16 protein-coding genes are annotated in these 19651 nt (G+C 60.3%); 10 read left to right on the forward strand and 6 right to left on the reverse strand.

All coding sequences use genetic code 11. The annotated features are described in order from the left end of the window. Window positions 1-310: 310 nt before the first annotated feature. The 10 genes from VMH22_15070 (at window position 311) to VMH22_15115 (ending at window position 11944) form a co-directional block, all read left to right on the forward strand. A complete protein-coding gene (locus VMH22_15070) occupies window positions 311-1105 on the forward strand; it encodes a glycosyltransferase family 4 protein (GenBank protein ID HTW93010.1) in 795 nt (264 codons plus the stop codon). A 10-nt stretch (window positions 1106-1115) separates the two neighbouring features. Next, window positions 1116-2363: an O-antigen ligase family protein gene (locus tag VMH22_15075; protein ID HTW93011.1), complete on the forward strand. Its 1248-nt coding sequence runs from the start codon at window positions 1116-1118 to the stop codon at window positions 2361-2363. Further along, window positions 2360-4447: an acetylxylan esterase gene (locus VMH22_15080; protein ID HTW93012.1), complete on the forward strand. Its 2088-nt coding sequence runs from the start codon at window positions 2360-2362 to the stop codon at window positions 4445-4447. Before VMH22_15075 ends, VMH22_15080 begins: the two co-directional genes overlap by 4 nt. Before the next feature lie 178 nt (window positions 4448-4625). Beyond that, window positions 4626-5513, forward strand: coding sequence for a hypothetical protein (locus VMH22_15085; GenBank protein HTW93013.1), 888 nt, complete (start codon window positions 4626-4628; stop codon window positions 5511-5513). Next, window positions 5510-6415: a hypothetical protein gene (locus VMH22_15090; protein HTW93014.1), complete on the forward strand. Its 906-nt coding sequence runs from the start codon at window positions 5510-5512 to the stop codon at window positions 6413-6415. Before VMH22_15085 ends, VMH22_15090 begins: the two co-directional genes overlap by 4 nt. Before the next feature lie 210 nt (window positions 6416-6625). Next, window positions 6626-7801 (forward strand): glycosyltransferase, encoded by a 1176-nt coding sequence (locus tag VMH22_15095; GenBank protein HTW93015.1) that lies wholly within the window; start codon window positions 6626-6628, stop codon window positions 7799-7801. Beyond that, on the forward strand, window positions 7798-8997 hold the full coding sequence (locus VMH22_15100) for a glycosyltransferase family 4 protein (GenBank protein ID HTW93016.1): 1200 nt from the start codon (window positions 7798-7800) through the stop codon (window positions 8995-8997). The genes VMH22_15095 and VMH22_15100 overlap by 4 nt, the downstream gene beginning before the upstream one ends. Before the next feature lie 86 nt (window positions 8998-9083). Continuing rightward, entirely contained in the window at window positions 9084-9980 is an 897-nt protein-coding gene (locus VMH22_15105; protein HTW93017.1) for a GNAT family N-acetyltransferase, read from the forward strand. Next, window positions 9981-10823 (forward strand): hypothetical protein, encoded by an 843-nt coding sequence (locus tag VMH22_15110; GenBank protein HTW93018.1) that lies wholly within the window; start codon window positions 9981-9983, stop codon window positions 10821-10823. Beyond that, window positions 10817-11944, forward strand: a complete 1128-nt coding sequence (locus tag VMH22_15115) for a glycosyltransferase family 2 protein (protein HTW93019.1) — start codon at window positions 10817-10819, stop codon at window positions 11942-11944. The genes VMH22_15110 and VMH22_15115 overlap by 7 nt, the downstream gene beginning before the upstream one ends. 629 nt (window positions 11945-12573) lie before the next feature. On the opposite strand, the gene VMH22_15120 is transcribed toward VMH22_15115, so the two are convergent. The 6 genes from VMH22_15120 to VMH22_15145 all read right to left on the reverse strand — a co-directional run. Next, window positions 12574-14736: a polysaccharide biosynthesis tyrosine autokinase gene (locus VMH22_15120; protein HTW93020.1), complete on the reverse strand. Its 2163-nt coding sequence runs from the start codon at window positions 14734-14736 to the stop codon at window positions 12574-12576. Between the two features lie 74 nt (window positions 14737-14810). Then, window positions 14811-15206 (reverse strand): hypothetical protein, encoded by a 396-nt coding sequence (locus VMH22_15125; protein HTW93021.1) that lies wholly within the window; start codon window positions 15204-15206, stop codon window positions 14811-14813. A 148-nt stretch (window positions 15207-15354) separates the two neighbouring features. Further along, window positions 15355-16626 carry an aminotransferase class I/II-fold pyridoxal phosphate-dependent enzyme gene (locus VMH22_15130; protein ID HTW93022.1) on the reverse strand — a complete coding sequence of 424 codons (1272 nt, stop codon included), beginning with the start codon at window positions 16624-16626 and terminating at the stop codon, window positions 15355-15357. Between the two features lie 256 nt (window positions 16627-16882). Continuing rightward, window positions 16883-17476, reverse strand: coding sequence for a sugar transferase (locus VMH22_15135; GenBank protein ID HTW93023.1), 594 nt, complete (start codon window positions 17474-17476; stop codon window positions 16883-16885). A 2-nt stretch (window positions 17477-17478) separates the two neighbouring features. Continuing rightward, window positions 17479-18648 carry a DegT/DnrJ/EryC1/StrS family aminotransferase gene (locus VMH22_15140; protein HTW93024.1) on the reverse strand — a complete coding sequence of 390 codons (1170 nt, stop codon included), beginning with the start codon at window positions 18646-18648 and terminating at the stop codon, window positions 17479-17481. A 731-nt stretch (window positions 18649-19379) separates the two neighbouring features. Next, window positions 19380-19651: hypothetical protein (locus tag VMH22_15145; GenBank protein ID HTW93025.1), on the reverse strand; the 272-nt coding region annotated here is incomplete at its 5' end.

The raw sequence follows: 19651 nt of genomic DNA on the forward strand, positions 1-19651 counted from the left end.
TGTGCGGCCACTGAATATCGGTAGCGGAAACCTGGACTACGAGACAACAGCGCAGCTATGGGCTCACGAGAATGTGAGGCACGGCCGCTTCAGGAGATGGATGACGTACGCCAGTAGACTTACGTACCTTGTCGCACATGCCCGTAGTCTTGATATTGTGCATTTCCATAACCTGGGATGGGACGCACTTCTCAGTCCGTTGCTCCTGCACGTGTATGGCAGGAAAGCGGTTTTCACAATGAGCCTCCAAGGACAAGACAACCCAAGCGCAATCGCGAAGTCGAGAGGTGGCCGTTGGGCAGTCAAGCTAATGCGCCACTTCGACGGGATAATTGCGCTATCACCGCTGCTTGCGGACGACAGTCTGGCCTGCGGGCTAAGGAACGTCATTCTGCTTCCGAATTTCATGGGATTGCCGCAACTTGAGCGTGGACGTGACATGTCGGCGAGAGAGAAGCTGCGCCGAGAGCTCTCAATTCCCGGCGACGCCACGGTACTCCTGTTTGTAGGCGCCGTGATCAGGCGCAAGGGAGTTGACCTGCTCGCTGAGAGCTTCGCTCGCTTGGCGCCGCGACATCGTGATCTCTGGCTGGTCGTTGCCGGTCCGATGAGTCGGGCAGATTTCCCTGGATTAGACGAAGAAACCGTTCGTGCGTTAAAGGAGAGGATAGACCGCGCAGGCGTTGCCTCGCGGGTAGTTTGGTCCGGCATGCTGCGGGACAAGAACGCAGTTGCCAGTCATTACTCTGCTGCCGACATCTTCGTGTTCCCGACGCGTGCGGAAGGTATGCCAAACGTCCTCATCGAAGCCGTTACCATGGGACTACCGGTTGTTGCGACCAATCTGCCAGGCATCACCGACTTCGTGGTCGCGGACGGTGAGACCGGCTTCCTTTTTCCACCAGAGGACGTTGACGCACTGACTCAGACCACCGAGAGACTCATACTGGATCCGACCCTTCGCGCGAAGATGGGCCAGGCTGCGCGCGCGCGTTCGAAGCGATTCGGGTTCGAAGAGCATTGCCGGCAACTCAAGACCTTCTACCTTGGAGTAGCTGGTAACCCACGACGCATCGAGTCCTTCGAGGAGCCGGATGGCCGCTGAGAATGTTCACATGAACGGGTCTGCATTGGCAGCCGAGGCATCTTACCCGCCGCCCCGCCGGACGATCTCGAGGCTGTTTGAGGTCTTGCTGCTTCTCCTCTTTGCAGGTCTGACGCTCAATGACAAGATGTTTCCATGGATGGCGCCGGTGGATCGGTGGTTGGGCATCGTGCTGGTCCTGACGGCGCTGTTTTCCATGTTTCGAGCCCGGGAACCTCTGAAGACCGAAGTCCTCCTGTTCGTGCTGTTTGTGGCCTGGTCGACAGTGACCGGCTTCCTCGTTGCCAGCAACCAGTCCGCAGTCACGTACTATGTGCGGTTGATGGCCCAGGAGGCTGCTTTGTTTCTGGCGATTACTGAATACACGAGGGACACCCGTGGAGGTTCATTCGTCTTCGGCCTGCTTCTCTTGGGAGCGCTCGGCGTTCTCGCGTACCAAGTGGCGACCGGCGGCACAATCGGGGTCGTGGAAGGTACTGGCTTCCGGGCAACCTCGGTGTACAAGAATCCCAACTCGCTGGGCATCGCATGCATTTTCGGGCTCTTTGGAGTCGCGTATTTTCTACGCGCCCCGAACTCGCCAAGGCTCCGTCTCTGGCCGGCCCTCGCCATTCCCGTTTTGCTCTTCTTCCAGATTACCACCGGAGCACGCCTCACATTCGTGGCCTTCGGGGTGTTCGTGCTCCTCTGGCTGGCCCTCTGCCTCCGCACACTCCCGCACGGCCTGCGCGCGTTGATCTGGGTCGTCCTGCTGCTCTTTACTGCCTTTGTTCTCTACCGTGGGCCCAATTCGATGCTCAAAGGCACCGTTGTGGGCCACAGACTGCAAAATACAGTGGCTACGCCTGAAGCCGATCCGCGCTGGAAGCTCTACAACTTGGGCTGGGAGGCGTTTACCAAGTCTCCGTTGTTTGGGGTCGGCCTGGGCAACTTCGCTGTTGTCTATGGACAATACACCCATTCCGATTACATGGAGACGCTCTCGACCACCGGATTCGTCGGTTTCATCCTCTACTTTGCAATCTACCTGACTCTGTGGCGGCGATTGAGCAGATGCCAGAGAGGAATCCTGGATGCCACGACCGAATACCGGATCAATTCATATAAGGCAATGATACTGACCATGCTTTTCCTTGCCGTAGGGGCGCCAAACGTGTTTCAGCCGCAAACGTGGCTCCTGTTGGGTGCAATCACAGGCCATTCCTGTGTCGTTGAACGCTCTCTCGCGCTTCAACCGGAGGAAGAGACCGCTCAGTGAACACACGGGTGCCCGAGGGAGTCGCGCGCGAGGCCCTCCGAGCCGCCGCGTTGAGGCTGATTCCTCATTCCATCCTTGATGCCATGAAGCGCCGGCAGGAGCAGCTGTCGATCCACTATAGACATCGCCGCTCGGTCGAGGCACTGGCAGTAGCTGCGAAGGCCATCTCGGCTCACTGTCTCGAAGGCATTCGAACCATCGAGGAGTGGAACACCCAACGTCCAGCACTGAAGCGGCAGATATGCTACATGCTGGGGATAGAACCTCTCCACGAACGCACGCCGCTCTGCGCAACTGTTACGGGCACGATGGAACGCGAGGGATATCGCATCGAGAAGCTGGTCTACCAGAGCAAGCCGAGTCTGTTCGTGACTGGCAACTTCTACCTACCCACTGGAGCTGGAGGAGGTCTTCCCTGTGTCGTCTATCTGTGCGGTCACATGCCACACCCGTCCGGCGCCAAGACGCAATGCCAGGACCGATACCTGTGGTATCCGAGGCATGGGTTTGCCTGTCTTGTGCTCGACCCGCTGGAGTTCGGCGAGGTCCCGGGCATCCACCACGGCGCCAGCGACCTGAACATGTGGCACTGGCTGTCACTGGGGTACACTCCTGCCGGCGTAGAAGTCTGGAACGCGATGAGGGCACTCGACTGGCTGGGGACTCGACCCGAGGTCGATCCTCAACGGATCGGCGTCACCGGTATATCGGGTGGCGGCGTGATGACCTGGTTCCTCGCTGCGCTGGACGACCGGGTAAGGGTCGCTATCCCGTCCTGCTCAACCTACACCATCGGTACGCAGGTGGCCGGCCGGCTTGTTCCGAGGCAGTGCGACTGCACATTCTACCCAAACGTCTTCCGCCAGGATTTCCCGGTGGTCGCGGCACTGATCGCCCCTCGCCCCCTGCTGATCACGAGTGGTCGCCGAGATGGCATCTTTCCCCCGGCGGGCTATCAAGAGGTCTTTCGGCGAGCAAAGAAGATATATGACCTGCACGAGAAATCCGGGACGGGCAGCACGCGGATTCGAGAGGTGGACGACAACTGCGGGCACACCGATTCCCCCCGGCTCCTCGGCGAATCCCGGCGTTGGATGCAGCGGTGGCTGTCGGATCCGCAATACGCGACTTCGGACCGCGAGACCGCCGGTCCCTCGGCCTGCGAGCCACCTGAGAACCTGAAATGCCTGACCGCGATTCCTCGCGACGCCGCCAACTTCTACATCCACGACCGGTTTGTTCGAACCGCCCGGGGCGAGGTTCCCGACACTGCTGCGGACTGGGAATCCAGGCGTTCAGCGATCCTGTCCGAGCTTAAGGAACGGGTGTTCGGATGGTTCCCGCGCGAACCGATTCCGTTTCGCGCGAGAACGCTACGCAATCGCGGCGCGTACGTCTCAGCCTTTGCAGCCTTTGCTGAGCGTGAGATTCACACTGAGCGCAACGTCCCCGTGCGTCTACTCGAATTCAAGCCAAAGCCCCCTCTAAAGTCCTCGGCCTTGCTGGTTATAGTGAAGCGGGCCAGAGATTCTGTCTATTTCCCCGACATCGACGAACTGCTGCCCTTGTTTGACGACACGAGTGTGCTCGTGCTGAACCCACGCTTCACTGACCATCCGCTGACGCCCCCTGAATTCGCCGAGGTCGAACGAACCGCTGCGCTCGCGGGCCGGACGACGGCATCAATGCAGATCTGGGACACCGTGCGCATGGTTCGCTGGGCGCTGGCCGAGGGCCAGTTCGCGGAGTCACCGGTCTGCGTCTATGGTCGAGGCGAGGCCGGCATCGTTGCACTCTATGCGGCTCTCATGGAGGAACGCATTGTCCATGTGATACTCAGGGACCCTCCGTCGAGTCACTGGCAGGGACCTGCACTACTATCGATTCTGCGGCATACGGACATCCCGGAGATAACGGGTTGTCTGGCGCCCCGCACACTTACGTTTCTAACGTCCCCTCCGGAGGCATTCGGCCTGACGCGCGACCTTTACCGACGCTGCGGCGCCGAGAACCGAATCGCTTGCGCGACCAGTCTCGCCGCCGCGGTTCGGGCGATCCCCTGGAGACCCTTGGGAGTGGATTGAGCGGTAGAACCCGGCCCCGGTGCGTCATCGACATCGGGCGACTCAACTTCGCCTGTTGCGCGCCGCCGCCAGGCGTGATACTATACGGCGAACCGATGAAACCGCGCGCTTCAGTTCAGTCCTTCCGGTCGAGAGACGGAGCAACGGAGGGTCGCCAGCACGGAACGTCACTTCCTCGATGAGTGAGACCAGAGCCATCACAGAAGAGGAATTCGCTCTCCAGCAGAGGGAGCTTGGGCGAAGTGTCCACCAGCATGACGGCGTGTGGTGGGACATGGTGAAGCCGTTCTACTGCAAACCGGTCTTTGACTTCCGTCAGATCGAGCCCGGCCGCGCCCGCCCGGCAGTAATTCGTTCCTGGATATCTTACAGCCACGCGGTGCCGGAGCCGGAGATGGCAAGCAGGTCGATTGACATGATGGTTCTGTCGGGCGAACGACTGCGCAACTTCGGCATCAAGTCGCTCAAGGATGCCAAACGGGCACGTGTCAGGAAGGGACTTTCGCTGGTGGAGATCCGCCGCCTCAATGATCTGGAATCGCTGATGGACCAGGTCCGGGACGTGAACATCTCCCAGGCGGACCGACAATGGCCGTCGGGCGGAACCGGTTTGCCGAGTTCCTACTACTCCCGACACTACGATGTGTGGAGGAGGCAGCAACTTGTGGAATTCTCATCTCCGGGCCGTGAGTGGTGGGGAGGGTTCCGGGAAGGTCAACTGATATGCTACATGACCTTAGTCCACATCGAGCAGGTCGCGATCATCAGGAACGTGAAGAGCCGCACCGACGCGCTTTCGCTCTGTCCCAATGATGCAATGTACTTCACGGTGCTCGGGACCATTCGAGACAGGCAGGATTGCGAAATGCTGGTGAACGGCTCTTCGTTCACCCCTAGCCTGGACGCGTTTAAGGAGCGCTTCGGCTTCCAGAAGACTCCTCTTCACATCTACACGCAACACTATCGAGTCTACACCCGGGCGAGACGTCTGTTTGAGAGGGCCGCCGGCATCCGTCGGGCGTTCAGACGTGAGGGAGTGCCGGCAAGCGAGGTGACGGGGCAGTGAGTCTGACTGAGCTTGAGTACGTCAAACAGCAGATATCCCTCGGGCGACGACTGCACCTTCACGACGGAGTCTGGTGGAAGCGTGTAGCCCCTCTGTACCACACGCCGGCCTATCGGTTCAAGAAGATAGCTCCCGGTTCGGCGAGGCCTGCAATGTCAAAGGGTGGCCTGATGTACAGCCACGTCGTTCCAGAGAGCACGACGGCTAACCGAATGCTGACATGCTACGCAATCACGAGGCCGTGGTTGTCACAGTACGATGTAGGGATCCTGAACGCGAAGCGAAGGAACTGCGTCAAGAGGGGCCTTTTGCGTTGCGGGATCAGACGACTAGAGGCGGAAGAGACAGACCGACACAAGGAAGACATTAGGGAGGTGGTGATTTCGCAGGCGGCACGGCAACAGCGCGACGGATTCGGCACGCCGCCGAGCTACTACGCCACCCATTTTGAGGAGTGGTGGCAGGCTGCGGTCAGGCTGTTCACACTGCCTGGACGAGACCTCTGGGGTGCATTCGTCGCTGGCAAACTGGTTGCGTACGTCTTCATAGAGCAGGTTGAAGAGGTCGCGAATTTCGTGGCGGTGAAGGCCAACAGTGAGTACAAGGTGTCCTGTCCGGTGGATGCGCTATACCATACTGTCATTTGTGCCCTAAGAGATGATCCACGCTGCGCCATGATTGTGAGTGGCGGTCCGAGCAAGGCAGGTTTGGCTACATTCAAGGAACAATACCAGTTCAAGCTAACCGAGATACCAATCTACACCCGCGGTGCGGGCCTCTATGGACTTGCCACTAGACTCATGGGTGCCGCGACTGCCGCGAAGCAACGATTCGCGAAGCGGAGGGCATCGCCGGAGCCTGCCGAAGCACCTGAACCGACTCTTCCGGAAAGCAATGACTGACCCTGCTCTGCGACGCCAGGCTCTTACTTGGTTTGGTCGGGGCAGTCCCGAACACGGCGGCTCGACGACGACGTCAGGCCGCTGCATTGCAGCGACACGTACGCAATCAGGGGTCCCTGTCCTTCGGACCGACCTCTCCGATGAATCGAGTTCTCTTTGGCCCCACTTTGCCCTGACCCCGCTGACGCCAGGACTGAGTGCCCCACGTACATGCGTCTGACCGTCGTCACCAGCAACTACCCGTCGCGATCCAGGCCTTCCTGTGGGACCTTCGTTCGGGAAGCGGTGCGGGCGTTCTCCCGGCAGGGCGCCGAGTGCAGAGTCATCTGCCCTACGAGCTTCGCCGATTTGAGATACGGGGCACTGGATGGCTTCAGGACGATCGACCAGACTGAAGACCACTCTACCGTGGAAACCCTCCGTCCGCGTCACCTCACCTTCTCATCCAAATCGGTGTTGGGTTTCAACACCGGCGTCATGTCCGACGCATGCTTCGAAGGAGCTGCGGCGCGAGTGGCCGCCGGGCTCGTCGACCGCACGGACGTCCTATACGGGCATTTCCTGTATCCCAGCGGAAGAACGGTCGCCCGGCTGGGCAAGAAGTATGGTCTGCCGGTCTTTGTTGCTCACGGCGACGGCGTTCTGAACGAGATGTACTCGGGCCACGCAGCGGAGGACTTCAGGGACGTCACGGGCGCGATTGCAGTATCCCGTCCGAACCGGAAGTTCTGCGAGAACGTGCTCCATCTGCCCCCGGAAAGAGTAGGATTGTTCCCGAACGGCGTCGACCTCCGCAAGTTCCGGCCGCTCGACAAAGTCGAAATGCGCCTGCGACTCGGTCTGCCGGCCGACGGGCGATTGGTGGCATTCGTGGGCCACTTCCTGCACATCAAGGGACCAGACCGGGTAATCGAAGCCGTAGAGCGACTCGAGAACGTACAGGTGCTGGTGATTGGCTCTGGCCCAATGAAGTTGTCGAGTTCTCGGATCGCCTTCCTGGGCGAGGTCGATCATCAAGCGCTGCCCGAGTACCTCTGCGCCGCCGACGTCTTCGTACTGCCCACGCTCGAAGAAGGATGCTGCAACTCACTGCTCGAAGCCATGGCCTGCGGGCTGCCGGTTGTGTCCTCAACCGGCGAGTTCAACGACGACATCCTTAATGAGAGCGTGTCGATACGGGTCGACCCGCTGGACGTTTCGGCAATCAGCGGCGCCGTCGAGAAAGTGCTGGACGACGAGTCGCTGAAGCTGCGTATGTCCTCGAACTGCCGTGTTCATTCGCAGAAGTTCTCGGTCGACAACCGGGCCCGGGCAATACTGGATTGGATTGAGTCGCTGGTCGGAAGGCCCGACACGCTGGAGAACGCAGGCCGGAGGCGGCAATGAGAGTTTGTGTCCTCTCGGTCAGCCGTGATTGCATGGATGACCGCCTGTTCCATAAGGAGACCCGGAGCATTGCGCGACGGCACAAGGTAACACTGGTGGCACCGGCCATTCGGGGTGACACGCCCTCCGTCCCGGACATGGAGTACCGCCCCATTCCAACTCAACGTGGGATTGTCGGTCGTTTCTTGTCGGTACCGGCTGCCCTCCGCGCCACGCTCGGGGCGCGGCCTGACGTTGTACATTTCCATGACTATGAGTTGGTATTTGCCATACCCTTACTGAAAGCTCTGACGCACGCGAAAGTGATCTACGACGTCTGGGAGGCGAACTACGAAATGATGGTGGAGTCAAGGAAGCTGCCGCGCTGGATCGCGAGGCTCGTCGCGGTTGCATTCCGGACGATCGAGCGACGTCTGTGCCGGTATTGTGATTTGGTAGTGACGGCCGATTGCGAAATAGCCAAGGTGTACCGTGACGTCGCCCATGTCGTCGTCGTGAAGAACTACCCGATCATTGCGACATGCACTCCCAACCCAGAGAGGGTGCTATCACTGAAGAAGATGTACGATGGCCGGCGCTGCATCGTTTACGTCGGGTCGATGGCCGAGGAGAGGGGGCTATACCTGATGCTCGAGATAGTCGCACTGCTCAGAGAGGACGTGCCGAACGTAGCCCTGTTGCTCGTTGGGCAACTGGACGACTCGCAGCGGGCCCGAGTCGCGCGCACCATCCGCGAGAAGGCGCTTGAACTCAACGTAGATGCAGTCGGCTGGGTTCCCTTCGGAGACGTGGTGAACTACATCGCCATTTCGGAGATCGGCCTCATCCCTTTCCTGAGGACTGCCAAGTTCATGAAGAATATCCCCCAGAAGCAGTTTGAGTACATGTTCTGCGGGATTCCAGTGGTCGGGACGGACCTGCCTCCGATATCCCAGTATGTCAGAGAAGCGGGCTGCGGACTGCTGGTCTCCGAACCGAGACCAGAGGATTTCGCGAAGACACTGGTCAATCTTCTTGAAAACGACGCTGAACGGAGGATCATGGGTCTGCGCGGAAAGCAAGCGGTGGCAGAGAAGTGGAACTGGGATAAAGCGGAACAGCGGCTTCTTGCTGCGTATGATGAAATGGGCGCCCAGAGCCGACGACGGCCGGACGCGCCCCGTCAGCGCGCAGACGCGCGGTCTGTCTCCCGCTGACCATGGCCAGACACGGATTCGAAGTTCGGTGCCTTCCCGACTGTGATTTGGATTGCTACGACCGCCTAGCCAGAGAGCACGGCTGCGTGTTCAACACCGTGGATTGGACAGACCTGTTCGGCGATTCGCTCACCCGCTACGGAATCTATGATGCCGGACGTACTCTAAGGGGCGGCTTCTGCCTTTTCCGGGAGCGAAGGCTGGGGCTGGCGGTGCTGAGGAACCCACCGTGCACGCCTTCTATTGGTCCGTTCTTCGAGTGCCGTGCCCAGCATCCCGTGGCACGGTTGGAGGAGTGGCGCGATGTGCTCACGGTTCTTGCCGATTTCCTCGAGCATTTGCATCCGACCGTGGTCTCGCTGTCTCTGGCGCAGGCTATTACCGACTGCCTGCCGTTCTTCTGGCGCAGCTACAAAGTGATACCTCATTACACGTATCTGCTCCCACTCGACCAACACGAAGAGGCTATCCTCGCGGCGATGTCCGTCGGGCGCCGGAACGACATCCAAAAGGCTGTACGAGACGGGCTGAACGCCGAGCGGACGGATGACTACTCTACTATCGCTGCCCTGGTGGAGACTACCTTTGCCCGGCAGGGGAAGGATGCGAATGGCGAGTACATGAAACGAATTCTTTTTTCTTTCGCGTGCCCTGACAACAGCTACGCTTTTGTTGCTCAATCGGATGGTGTGCCGATTGCCGGAGCGTTCGTCGTTCACGATGCCAGGACCGCTTACTATCTGCTGGGGGGGTATCATTCCGAGAGCAAACACCACGGAGCCGGTGCCTTAGCGGTGTACGAGGCGATTCGTCACGCCAAGGAGCTGGGTCTCGAGGCCTTCGACTTCGAGGGTTCCGTCATCCCTGCCATCGAGAGGTACTTCCGCGGGTTCGGAGGGAAGCTGACGCCTTACTACAGGGTCAACAGAGCTTGGCTGCCGCTGGAGATGGCTCTGAAATTCTTCAAGAGGAACCTGTTCTAGATGAAGGTCATAGTATCCCACGACGTGGATCATCTGTCTCCTCGGGAGCACGTCAGGGACCTGGTCGTACCGAAGTTCGTGGTCCGATTCGGTTTGGAGTGGTTACTGGGTCGCACCAGGTGGAGCGAAGTCACGCTGGCTATTCAATCCCTGTGGCGCGGGTCTTGGCAACACCTCAAGGAGCTTATGGACTTTGACGAAACACACGGTGTGCCCTCGACCTTCTTTGTGGGTGTGGCGAACGGCCGTAAGTTGTGCTACTCGCTTGCGGATGCCAGCTACTGGATTGCGTGCATCAGAAGACGAGGATTTGACGTAGGGGTTCACGGCATTGAGTACAGGTCGGCAGAGAGTGCCCGAAGAGAGTTGGAGCTGTTCAGGAAGATCGCCGGTCAGGGCACTGTCGGGGTCAGAATGCACAACATCGGCTACTCTCCATCGTCTGTCTTGCTCTCCGGCGCCGATGTCGCGACCCTCAGGGATGTTGGGTACTCGTACAGCTCGACGACCTTCTCCGAAACCGGCCCTTGTTCGCTTGGTGCTTTCTGGGAATTCCCGATTCACCTCATGGACGGCCACGTATTTCAGGTTGGTAGACCTTGGAAGACCAGGACTCTGGCGCAGGCTAAGCGGTTTACAGTTGAATACCTTGCGGACGCCGCGGTCAGAGGCGTCAGTCACTTCTCAATGCTCTTTCACGATGTCTACTTCGCTGACTACTATCGGGACTACCAGGAATGGTACATGTGGCTCATTGAGCACCTGAGGACAGAGGGATATACGTTATGCAGCTACCGAGATGCACTGATGGAGTTGGACGCCAACGCCAGGAAACCTTGCTAGCCCTCGATCCGAAGGGCGACGCGTGCCGACTAAGTCTGCTCGTCGCGATGAGGAACGAATCCGGCACCATCAAGGCGTGCTTGAAGTCACTGGTTGTCCAGGACTCGGCCAAGTCCGAGTTCGAGGTGCTGGTCTTTGATGGCGAGTCCACGGACGATTCGTGGTGCATCGCCGAAGGAGTGCTCGCAGGACATGGCAATTGCCGAGTGCTGCGCAACCCGGAAAGGACTCAGTCCGCCGCATGGAATCGCGGGATCCGAGAGTCGCACGGGGAGATGATAGGGATTATCAGCGGGCACACTACGCTGGCGCATGACTATGTGAGAAGAGTGGTTGAGACGTTTGAGCGCACGGGCGCTGACATGGTCGGCGGCCCGGCCATTGCGAGCGCATCTGGGCTCGCGGCCGAGAGCATCGCCGCCGCGATGACGAGTCGCTTCGGTGTCGGAGACGCCACGTTCCGCTACGCCACCAAGGAGCAGTATGTGGATACCGTGTTTCAGGGCGTGTGCAGGCGCAAGGTCTTTGAGAGGATCGGCGGATTCGACGAGGAGCTGGTGCGTGACCAGGACGACGAGTTCAGCTACCGGCTGCTGGAGCACGGCGGGAAGATACTCTGCAATCCGGAGATCCGCTGCACGTACTTCTCGAGGAGTTCGCTGGGAGGGCTCTGGAAGCAGTACAATCAGTATGGATTCTACAAAGTGCGGGTGCTGCAGAAGCACCCGAAGCAGATGCGGCCGCGGCAGTTCGTGCCGCCACTGTTCGTTCTCAGCCTAATCACAGTTCTTGGTTTGTGGTTTTTGGTTTCTTGGGGATGGGCTGCGTTCGCCCTAGTCAGCGGCAGTTATGTGCTGGCGAATCTCGTCGCGTCGGTCCTGACCGCATCGAAGAAGGGCTGGAAGCACCTGCCGCTGCTGCCGGTCGTCTATGCCATTCTGCATCTGAGCTATGGTCTTGGTTTCCTGCTCGGGCTCTACCGGTTCTGGAACCGCTGGGGAGACAAGGTCGGGAAGGTACCATCGTTCGCAAAGCGTCACTTGGACAATTCAGAAGTCAGAAACCAGAGATCAGAATGCAGAGATTTCGACGGCCGGAGACCAGAGACAAGAAACCTGTAACTGCGAACCCTTTTCATTTGAACGGGAATTCACAGAAAGGCTGACAGCATTCTGGAGTGGACGTGCGACGCGGGAGGCGATACTGCGAGCGCTCGGCTTGACGGACGACGACGAGGTTGGCGTTCCGCACCTTTCCTTTGTCGTCACCACCGAGGTCTTGCGCTACTCCGGTGCGTGGGTTGCCTTCTACGGGCCGTCACGCTTCAATAGCTGCGCGCTTGCTTGACGCGCGTACCGCCGTAGGCACCATCATTCCGAGGCCGCGTGCGGATTGTGGGAAGAACAGTCTGAGTGTGAATTGTGAAGCTCGTTACACGCAGCGCAACGCCCGTCAGACACCGCGACATGTCCTCACGCCAATACGTCTCACTGATAACCACACCGCCATCAGGCATGTAGCGGGGCAAGCAAGGCCACGCGAACGGTGGGCACGCGGAGGCGAGAGTGCACTCCATCGCTTGCTCGCTGGTTGAGGTCCGGCAAATCGTAGTTGCTGCGCGACCACAACCGCGAGCAAGGCGACTTCCGCTGGCTGGCAGACAACTCACCTCCGATTGCCGGTTGCCAAGCGATCTGCAATCCTCCACCAACAAGAGCCGGCACGCACGGCTCTCGTCGGTTTCTCACCGTTAGCTTCTTGTTTCCGAGTTCGTCTGTTCCGTCTTGACCGGCTGTGCCGCATCCGCTGGGTGACCGGCGTAGCGATTATGGTACTTGTAGTAGTAATAGTAGTGGCGGCCGTGACGGCCCGAGCGCTTCACGTCGTTAACCACGATGCCGGACAGATGCGCACCACCGTCGACCAAAGCCACGCGGGTGTCTTCAAGCGCATCGAGTGCGGTCCGGCCGGAGCGGACAACCAGGAGAGTGGTATCGGCCAAAGCACCGATAATCAGGGTGTCGGCCGCAACCATGACCGGCGGCGTGTCGATCACGACATAGTCGTACTCATCCTCAAGCCGTTTCAGGAGAGCGCGCGTGGCGCTAAGCGTAAGCAGGTCGGACGGGCTTGGCGGTGTCGCGCCGCAGGGCAGACAGAACAATCCATCAAGCCCGGTCGCGAAGACAGCCGGAGCCGGGTCGCCGCTCGCGACGACGTCGGAAAGCCCCGGTTCCTTCGGGCGCTTGAAAAATGTGTGGAGCGCCGGCTGGCGCATGTCGGCATCCACCAGGAGGACACGGGAGCCGGCTTGAGCAAGCACGGCGGCAAGGTTGACAGCGATGGTTGACTTGCCCTCGCTCGGTCCGGGCGAGGTCACGGCAATCGAGCGGATGGGGCGCTCGGCATTGGCAAAGCCGAGGCCGCTGCGCAGCATGCGGAACGTCTCGTTTCCGGAGGATTCGCTATCGGAGTGGGTAACGAGGTGAGAAGTCACGTCTTCACCGTGCCTACGTCGATGCCGACCGACGCGCGAGAGCCGCGGGATGCTGCCGACCACCGAATACCCCCGCTGCTCCAGCTCCCGCGGTCCATGTATCGAAGTATCAAGGTGCTCTGCCACCCATACCGAACCAAGAGCCAAGGCTAGGGCAAGCAGGACGCCGAGTGAGAGGCTGCTTCGGACGTTCGGTTGGGTCTGGAACGCGCCCTGCGCGCGGTCGATCGTCTTCACCGTCGGTGCCGTTCCGGCCTCCTGGATTCGTTCCTCCTCATAGCGCTCGGAAAGCAGCGAGTGGACTTTGCGTTCGGTCTCCACATCGCGGGACAGACGTGCCAGCTGTCGTTCGGTCTCCGGCAACCTTTCGAGGGAGGCGTCATAGCGTGAGAGTACGCTGGCTAAGGCCTGCTTGCGGGCTTTGGCCGCGGTCAGCCCGGCGCTGAGGGTCACGGCCGCCTCGAGCTGGGCGCTGAGCTGCCCCACCGGTCGGCCCGATTCCTGCTGATTCATGTATGTCCTCACTGCGCTTTTGAGCTGAGCGCGCGTGCTGTCAATCTGGCGGTCCAGATTACGGACCCGGTCAGAAGCCTGGCCGAAGCCGCTGATCATCAGGTTGGCCCGCTCGACCTCGAGCTGATTGATGCTGGCTTGCAGGCTAGCAACCAGCGGCGACGCTGCACCTCCCATCCGGTCCACCGTTCCTTGCCCGGCTTGGTTAATCTGCTCCTGCACCTGCGCGAGCTGGGTTTGATCTGCCTCTATCTCTGCGTCTGCCTGCTGGTAAGCGGCGGCGATCTCAGACTGGCGGGCAACGAGGTCTTGGGTTTCGGCGTCGAGGTTGGCCATACGATGCGATGTCTTGAACTGCTCCAGGCTTTGCTCGAAAGAATCCAGTCTAGGTACGGCCACCGCCAGTTGGTCTTGGATGAACTGTCGGGTCGCCGACACTTCAGCCCGGCTCTGCTCGAGGTCATACTGTTGATAGACGTCCAAGTAGGCGTTGGCGGCCGCGACGGCCGATGCTCTTGTCGGACCGCTCGCCACCAGTTCGATGACGTCGGTCTGGCGTACCTGCAAGGGCAAGACCCAGGCCGATAGCAGGATCGACTCTGGCACTAGTGCCGCGACTTTTTCCGCCATGCTCCGGCTGCGCAAGAGCTCTAGGCAGTTGTCGACGTAGTTGGTCCTGAACACGGGATAGTCGGCGGCGTCACTAGCGAAAACGCTGGTCTGGCTGGCCTGCGGGGTAATCATGAAGGTCGCCCGCGCCTGATAGATCGGCCGCCTGTGAGCGGTTAAAAGCACGTTTAGCCCTAGGACTGCACAGAATACGGCCAACGCCAGCCACTTCCGTTGGGCGACCTTCCCTAGGTAGTCGTAGAAGATCGACCACGTGTCTGAAGCTATCGGCATGCCCGGCTGCCGCCCACCCCTCAAGCCGGATGCCGGAGTCGCGGCTCTGTCTCTGTGTTCAGTCCCCGGACTCATTACCTGATCCCACTCCAAGTCAGCGTCGTGAAGACGAAACCCACGAGGGTCGCGACCTCGGAAACGGTTGCGAGGCCTCGGACGATGGAAGAGCACGTCGAGGTCGACACGCTGATCACGTCTCCGGGAGCAAGCGGAATGACCTGGCCGGGGTCCAGCATCGCCCGCAGGTTAACTCTCATCCGTTTCTGAGCGACAGCTTGAAAAAGTACCACCCGAGTCAGGTCTGCGTTGTCGGTCGGAACTCCCGCCGCTGAGACCAACCCGAAGATGTCCGGGGCGGAGACGGCGTCGGGAGAGCGCACCTGGCCCCAGACGCAGTGCTTGTAGCCCGGTTCTTGGGACCCGGCGGGTTGATCCACGACACTGCCGGCTAGGGCTAGCAGCGCAATCATGACTAGCCCCAGAAACGACAGAGAACACCGAGTCGTGCCAGAGAACGATCCCGCCACCCACCCTTTGTCGTCTCGGTGCCATTCGTAATTCATCCACATTCTGCGTTCTCGCCTCTGCATTCCAGCATCTGAACTACCGGCTTCAAGACTATCCCGCCATCGCCGCACGCGGCCCACTTCTCGCAGCCAAGCAGGCCCGCCTGACAATCTCGCAGATACGCATGAGGTCCTTCTCGGTCAGCGCCGACCCGCTCGGCAGACAGACCCCGTTCTCAAACAGACGCGCCGCCACGCCTCCGCCCCGGACTCGGCATCCCTTGAACACCGGCTGCAGGTGCATCGGCTTCCAGAGCGGCCGCGCCTCAATGTTCTCTGCCTCCAGCGCCTGCATGAGACCGCGGACCAGAGACCCTGGGCCGGTCTCGCCTGTCTCCTGTCTCCCGCCTCGCGTCTCCCGCCCTTCCAGCGTCAGGCAGGTGAGCCATCGCGTGCCTCTTCCGTACTGAGCCTCGGGCATGAACTCGATGCCTGGCAGGTCGCCCAGAGAGCGCTGGTAGAACTCGAAGTTCCGCCTGCGGGCGGTGACGCGCTCGGACAGAACCGGAAGCTGTCCTCTTCCGATCGCGGCCAAGACGTTGCTCATCCGGTAGTTGAAACCAATCTCGGAGTGCTGATAGTGTAGCGCCTTGTCCCGGGCCTGCGTGGCTAGGAACCGCGCCTCATCGGTGATTGCCTGGTCGTGGGACGCCAACATTCCACCGCCGCCCGTGGTAATGACCTTGTTTCCGTTGAACGAGAACGCCGACACCTTGCCGAAGCTGCCGGCGGAGCGGGCGGAGGTTAAGGCCGAGGTCGAGGTCGACGCCGGCGACTCTGACTGGCGGCTCCCGGTATTGTCCCCATGGCCCCAGTACACAGCTCCCAAGGCCTCAGCCGCATCCTCAACCACCGGCACATCGTACTCCGAGCACGCGGCCAGTATCTGGTCGTAATCTGCACACTGGCCGTACAGGTCGACCACAACCACCGCTCGAGGCAGTTTGCCCCGCTTCGCGCAGGCGGCAAGCTCCTCGCGCAGAAGCCCAGGGTCCATGTTCCAACTGCTGTTGTCAGAGTCAATGAACACAGGGACACCGCCTTCGTAGGTTATCACGTTGGCACTGGCCGCAAAAGTCAGCGTCGGACAGATTACTTCCTCGCCATACCGCAATCCAAGGATGCGAAGCGCAAGATGCAGCGCCGCGGTACCGGAGGAAAGTGCCACAGCGTGGGGAATCCCCACTATCTGTGTGAACTCACGCTCAAAGGCATCCAAGTGCGGCCCCGCTGGCGCTAGCCAATTCGTGTCAAATGCATCTTGGATCAACTCCAGTTCCCGTCCTGACATGTGCGGCGGAGACAGGAGGATTCGCTTCATAATGGTGCTGCCGCTTCTCTGCCCTGTGTGTACGGATCCACGCGCAGTTTGCTCTTCACTGCGGACAGTCTAGCGGAGAGTAAGCCCGTGCGCAATAGTCCTGAACGCCTCCCGTGAGAGGCGGATGGGGCATGACAAAGCCGCGAATGACGTAAGTCGGAGCACGGTTCGCAGGCGCAACCGGCCGGTGGGGCGAGCCAGCGGGTCAGCGCGCAGCCGCCGTGTCCGCCCAACCGTTGCGCCGACTCGGGCATGGGTTTCACCGGACGGCGATCCGAAAAAGGGTTCTCAGTATGGTCACGAAATCGGTCCAGAGGTTGGCTCGCGCGGCGTACGCGAGGTTGATCCCGATCTTGTCGGGCATGATGAGGTTCACGTAGTCCGAATCCGGCGTGGCTGATGCCCCGAGCAGATCGTTCTCCAGGGCGTACTTGATTGAAGCAGGGTCGGTAATCCCCGGCTGCAGGTTGAGGACTGCGCGTTGCGCGGGCGTGTAGAGCCTGACATACTTCGGCACCTCCGGCCTCGGCCCGACCAGGCTCATTTCGCCCCGCAGGACGTTCAGCAGTTGCGGCAGCTCATCCAGCTTGGCTCTGCGCAGGTGGGCCCCCAGGCCGGTTATCCGAGCGTCCATGCCGATGGTAAGCTCCGGGCCGGTGAGCCAGGCATCCTCCCGCATGGTGCGGAACTTGAGCAGCGAGAACAGCCGGCCGTTCCGGCCCACGCGCTGGCTGCGGAACAGAATCGGCCCCGGAGAGCCGAGTTTGACCGCGAGACCGACGACGACGAGGAGCGGACTCAGGACCAGCAGCCCGACCGCGGCGAAGAAGATGTCGGCGACCCGCTTCGCAATCACTAACTGCGGTAGCGTTTGACTGTGGCGACTACGGCGTCAATTACGTTCTGAACGTCGTCTTCGGTCATCTTCGAGTAGACCGGGAGCGAAACCTCGCGCTGGTATTCGCGGTAGGCAATCGGGAAATCCTCCGGCTTGTACCCGTAGGTATCCCGGTAGTAAGGGTGGACATGCAGCGGGATAAAATGCACGCTGGTACCGATGTTGAGGCGTTTGAGCTCCTGTATGAACCGGGCCCGGTCGATTGAGAGACAGTCCAGATTCAGGCGCAGTAGGTAGAGGTGCCAAGAGTGCTGGCCATCGTATTCTGCCTGCGGCGCCGGCTCCACTTCTGGCATGGCCCGAAAGGCCGCCGTGTATCGTTGGGCAATCTGCGCGCGCCGATCGCGCATTCGATTCGTCTTCCGCAACTGAGCAAGGCCCATCGCTGCGGCGACGTCGGTCAGGTTGTACTTGAACCCGGGCGCGACAATCTCGTAGTACCAAGAGCCCATTTGGGAGTACCGATTCCAGGCGTCGTGGCCGATGCCGTGTAGACTCATGATCCGACAGCGCTCTGCCCACGACTCGTTGTCCGTGCAGATCATCCCTCCTTCACCCGTAGTCAGTGGCTTGGTCGCGTAGAAACTGAAACAGGTGAAATCAGAGAGGGCCCCGACCATTCGCCCTTTGTACTTCGTGGGAAAAGCGTGGGCAGCGTCCTCTATCACTATCAGGCCGTGGCGTGCCGCGATGGTTCGGATTTCGTCCATCTCCGCCGCCAGTCCGGCAATATGCACCGGTATAATTACGCGCGTGTGCGGAGTGATTGCGGCCTCGATCTTGTCAGCGTCAATGCACAAGGTGTTCGGGTCGACGTCCACGAGCACCGGCCGGGCACCGAAGTAGCGGACCACGTCGGCTGTCGCGGCGAAGGTGTAGGTGCTCGTAACAACCTCGTCGCCGCTTGCGAGGCCGATTGCCTCCAGCGCCAGGTGCATTGCCGCCGTGCATGAATTGACCCCGACGGCATATTTCGCCTCCGTGAAGGCGGCGAACTCGCTTTCCAGCCTGGCTACCCTGGGCCCGGTCGTGAGCCAGCCGGACCGAATCACGGCTGTGACTTCCGCAATCTCCGCCTCGCCTACGTCGGGCAACGCGAACGGCAGGAAAGTTGCGCGGACAGGCATCTCAGTCCCGAGAGCAACTCCTCCACTTCTAGGGATGGTAGATGGCGGTCGCACTTGACGTTCCTTCGCCGCCAGCGGGTTGCGTGTCAGACCTTGGCCAGCCATGCTAGTACGGATCGATCCCTATGAAGCGGAGCCGCAGGCGCATAGGAGTCTCCACGATTACCGCAATCTGGTCCCTCTTGCTCGCGTACCAGCCCTTACCATGCGCCAGCGCGTCATCGTACATCTGCTTGGCCAGTGGACATCAATTGCACCACGGCATCCCATAGTACTGGCCCTCAGGGCCCAAGTGGCCTCTTAGACATCCTATGCTGTCGCGCCTAGCAGCTTGTGGTTGAACGAACAGTTGATGTTGCACCACGCGGTGTCCCGCAGGTGAGCAGGTAGGTCGGTGGTCGATTGACGACCACAGTCGGACCCGATATGTGTCGCCCGGCCTCATGTTGACCAAGAGCTGGACACACCAGCCGCCAGGATCGCCGTTCCACACGTCGAATCCGTACAGTGCCTTCTAGAGCAGAGCCTTCCGGTAACTGGTCGCACTATGGTGTTCCTGCCGAGATAGTGGGTTGCCATCGTGCCCGCGTCATTCGGCAGTGTCACTTCTTGTGAGCGCTCTTCAACGCACACTTGATGTACCTGGCCCCTTGATTGCTCCAGGGGAAGCCTCTGCCGCCAGAGGGGGAGCGCGGTCTGGCTTAGCAGTTCTCTTGCAGGCTTGTCCACCCTCAACCCCTTGGTCCAGGTTGGCCGGCAACCGTGTACATCGCGATGTGGATCGTGTCACCGAGGTCCCAGCCGGTCTCGTTCGTAATCAAGTACACGCAAGCCGGCACACGTGGGAGCGACCTGCCGCCAAACGTCAGCATCTGCGGGATGGGCTGATTGTACCTATTGGGAATACTGTGGAGTGAAGGTGCGGTGTGGACGCGTGCCTCATCCAGCCACCGGTTCCCCACCTTTGCGCACTCGACATAAAGCGTGCCCGGGGAGTTCCAGC

It is taken from the genome of bacterium (assembly GCA_035505375.1).
Classification (GTDB): domain Bacteria; phylum Hydrothermota; class Tepidihabitantia; order Tepidihabitantales; family Tepidihabitantaceae; genus UBA2258.

Excerpts from the sequence above, each read along its gene's own strand:
- VMH22_15070 (HTW93010.1), top strand. The coding sequence starts at position 311 with ATGCGCCACTTCGACGGGATAATTGCGCTATCACCGCTGCTTGCGGAC.
- VMH22_15075 (HTW93011.1), top strand. The coding sequence starts at position 1,116 with ATGAACGGGTCTGCATTGGCAGCCGAGGCATCTTACCCGCCGCCCCGC.
- VMH22_15085 (HTW93013.1), top strand. The coding sequence starts at position 4,626 with ATGAGTGAGACCAGAGCCATCACAGAAGAGGAATTCGCTCTCCAGCAG.
- VMH22_15095 (HTW93015.1), top strand. The coding sequence starts at position 6,626 with ATGCGTCTGACCGTCGTCACCAGCAACTACCCGTCGCGATCCAGGCCT.
- VMH22_15100 (HTW93016.1), top strand. The coding sequence starts at position 7,798 with ATGAGAGTTTGTGTCCTCTCGGTCAGCCGTGATTGCATGGATGACCGC.
- VMH22_15110 (HTW93018.1), top strand. The coding sequence starts at position 9,981 with ATGAAGGTCATAGTATCCCACGACGTGGATCATCTGTCTCCTCGGGAG.
- VMH22_15120 (HTW93020.1), bottom strand. The coding sequence starts at position 14,736 with ATGCCGATAGCTTCAGACACGTGGTCGATCTTCTACGACTACCTAGGG.
- VMH22_15125 (HTW93021.1), bottom strand. The coding sequence starts at position 15,206 with ATGATTGCGCTGCTAGCCCTAGCCGGCAGTGTCGTGGATCAACCCGCC.
- VMH22_15140 (HTW93024.1), bottom strand. The coding sequence starts at position 18,648 with ATGCCTGTCCGCGCAACTTTCCTGCCGTTCGCGTTGCCCGACGTAGGC.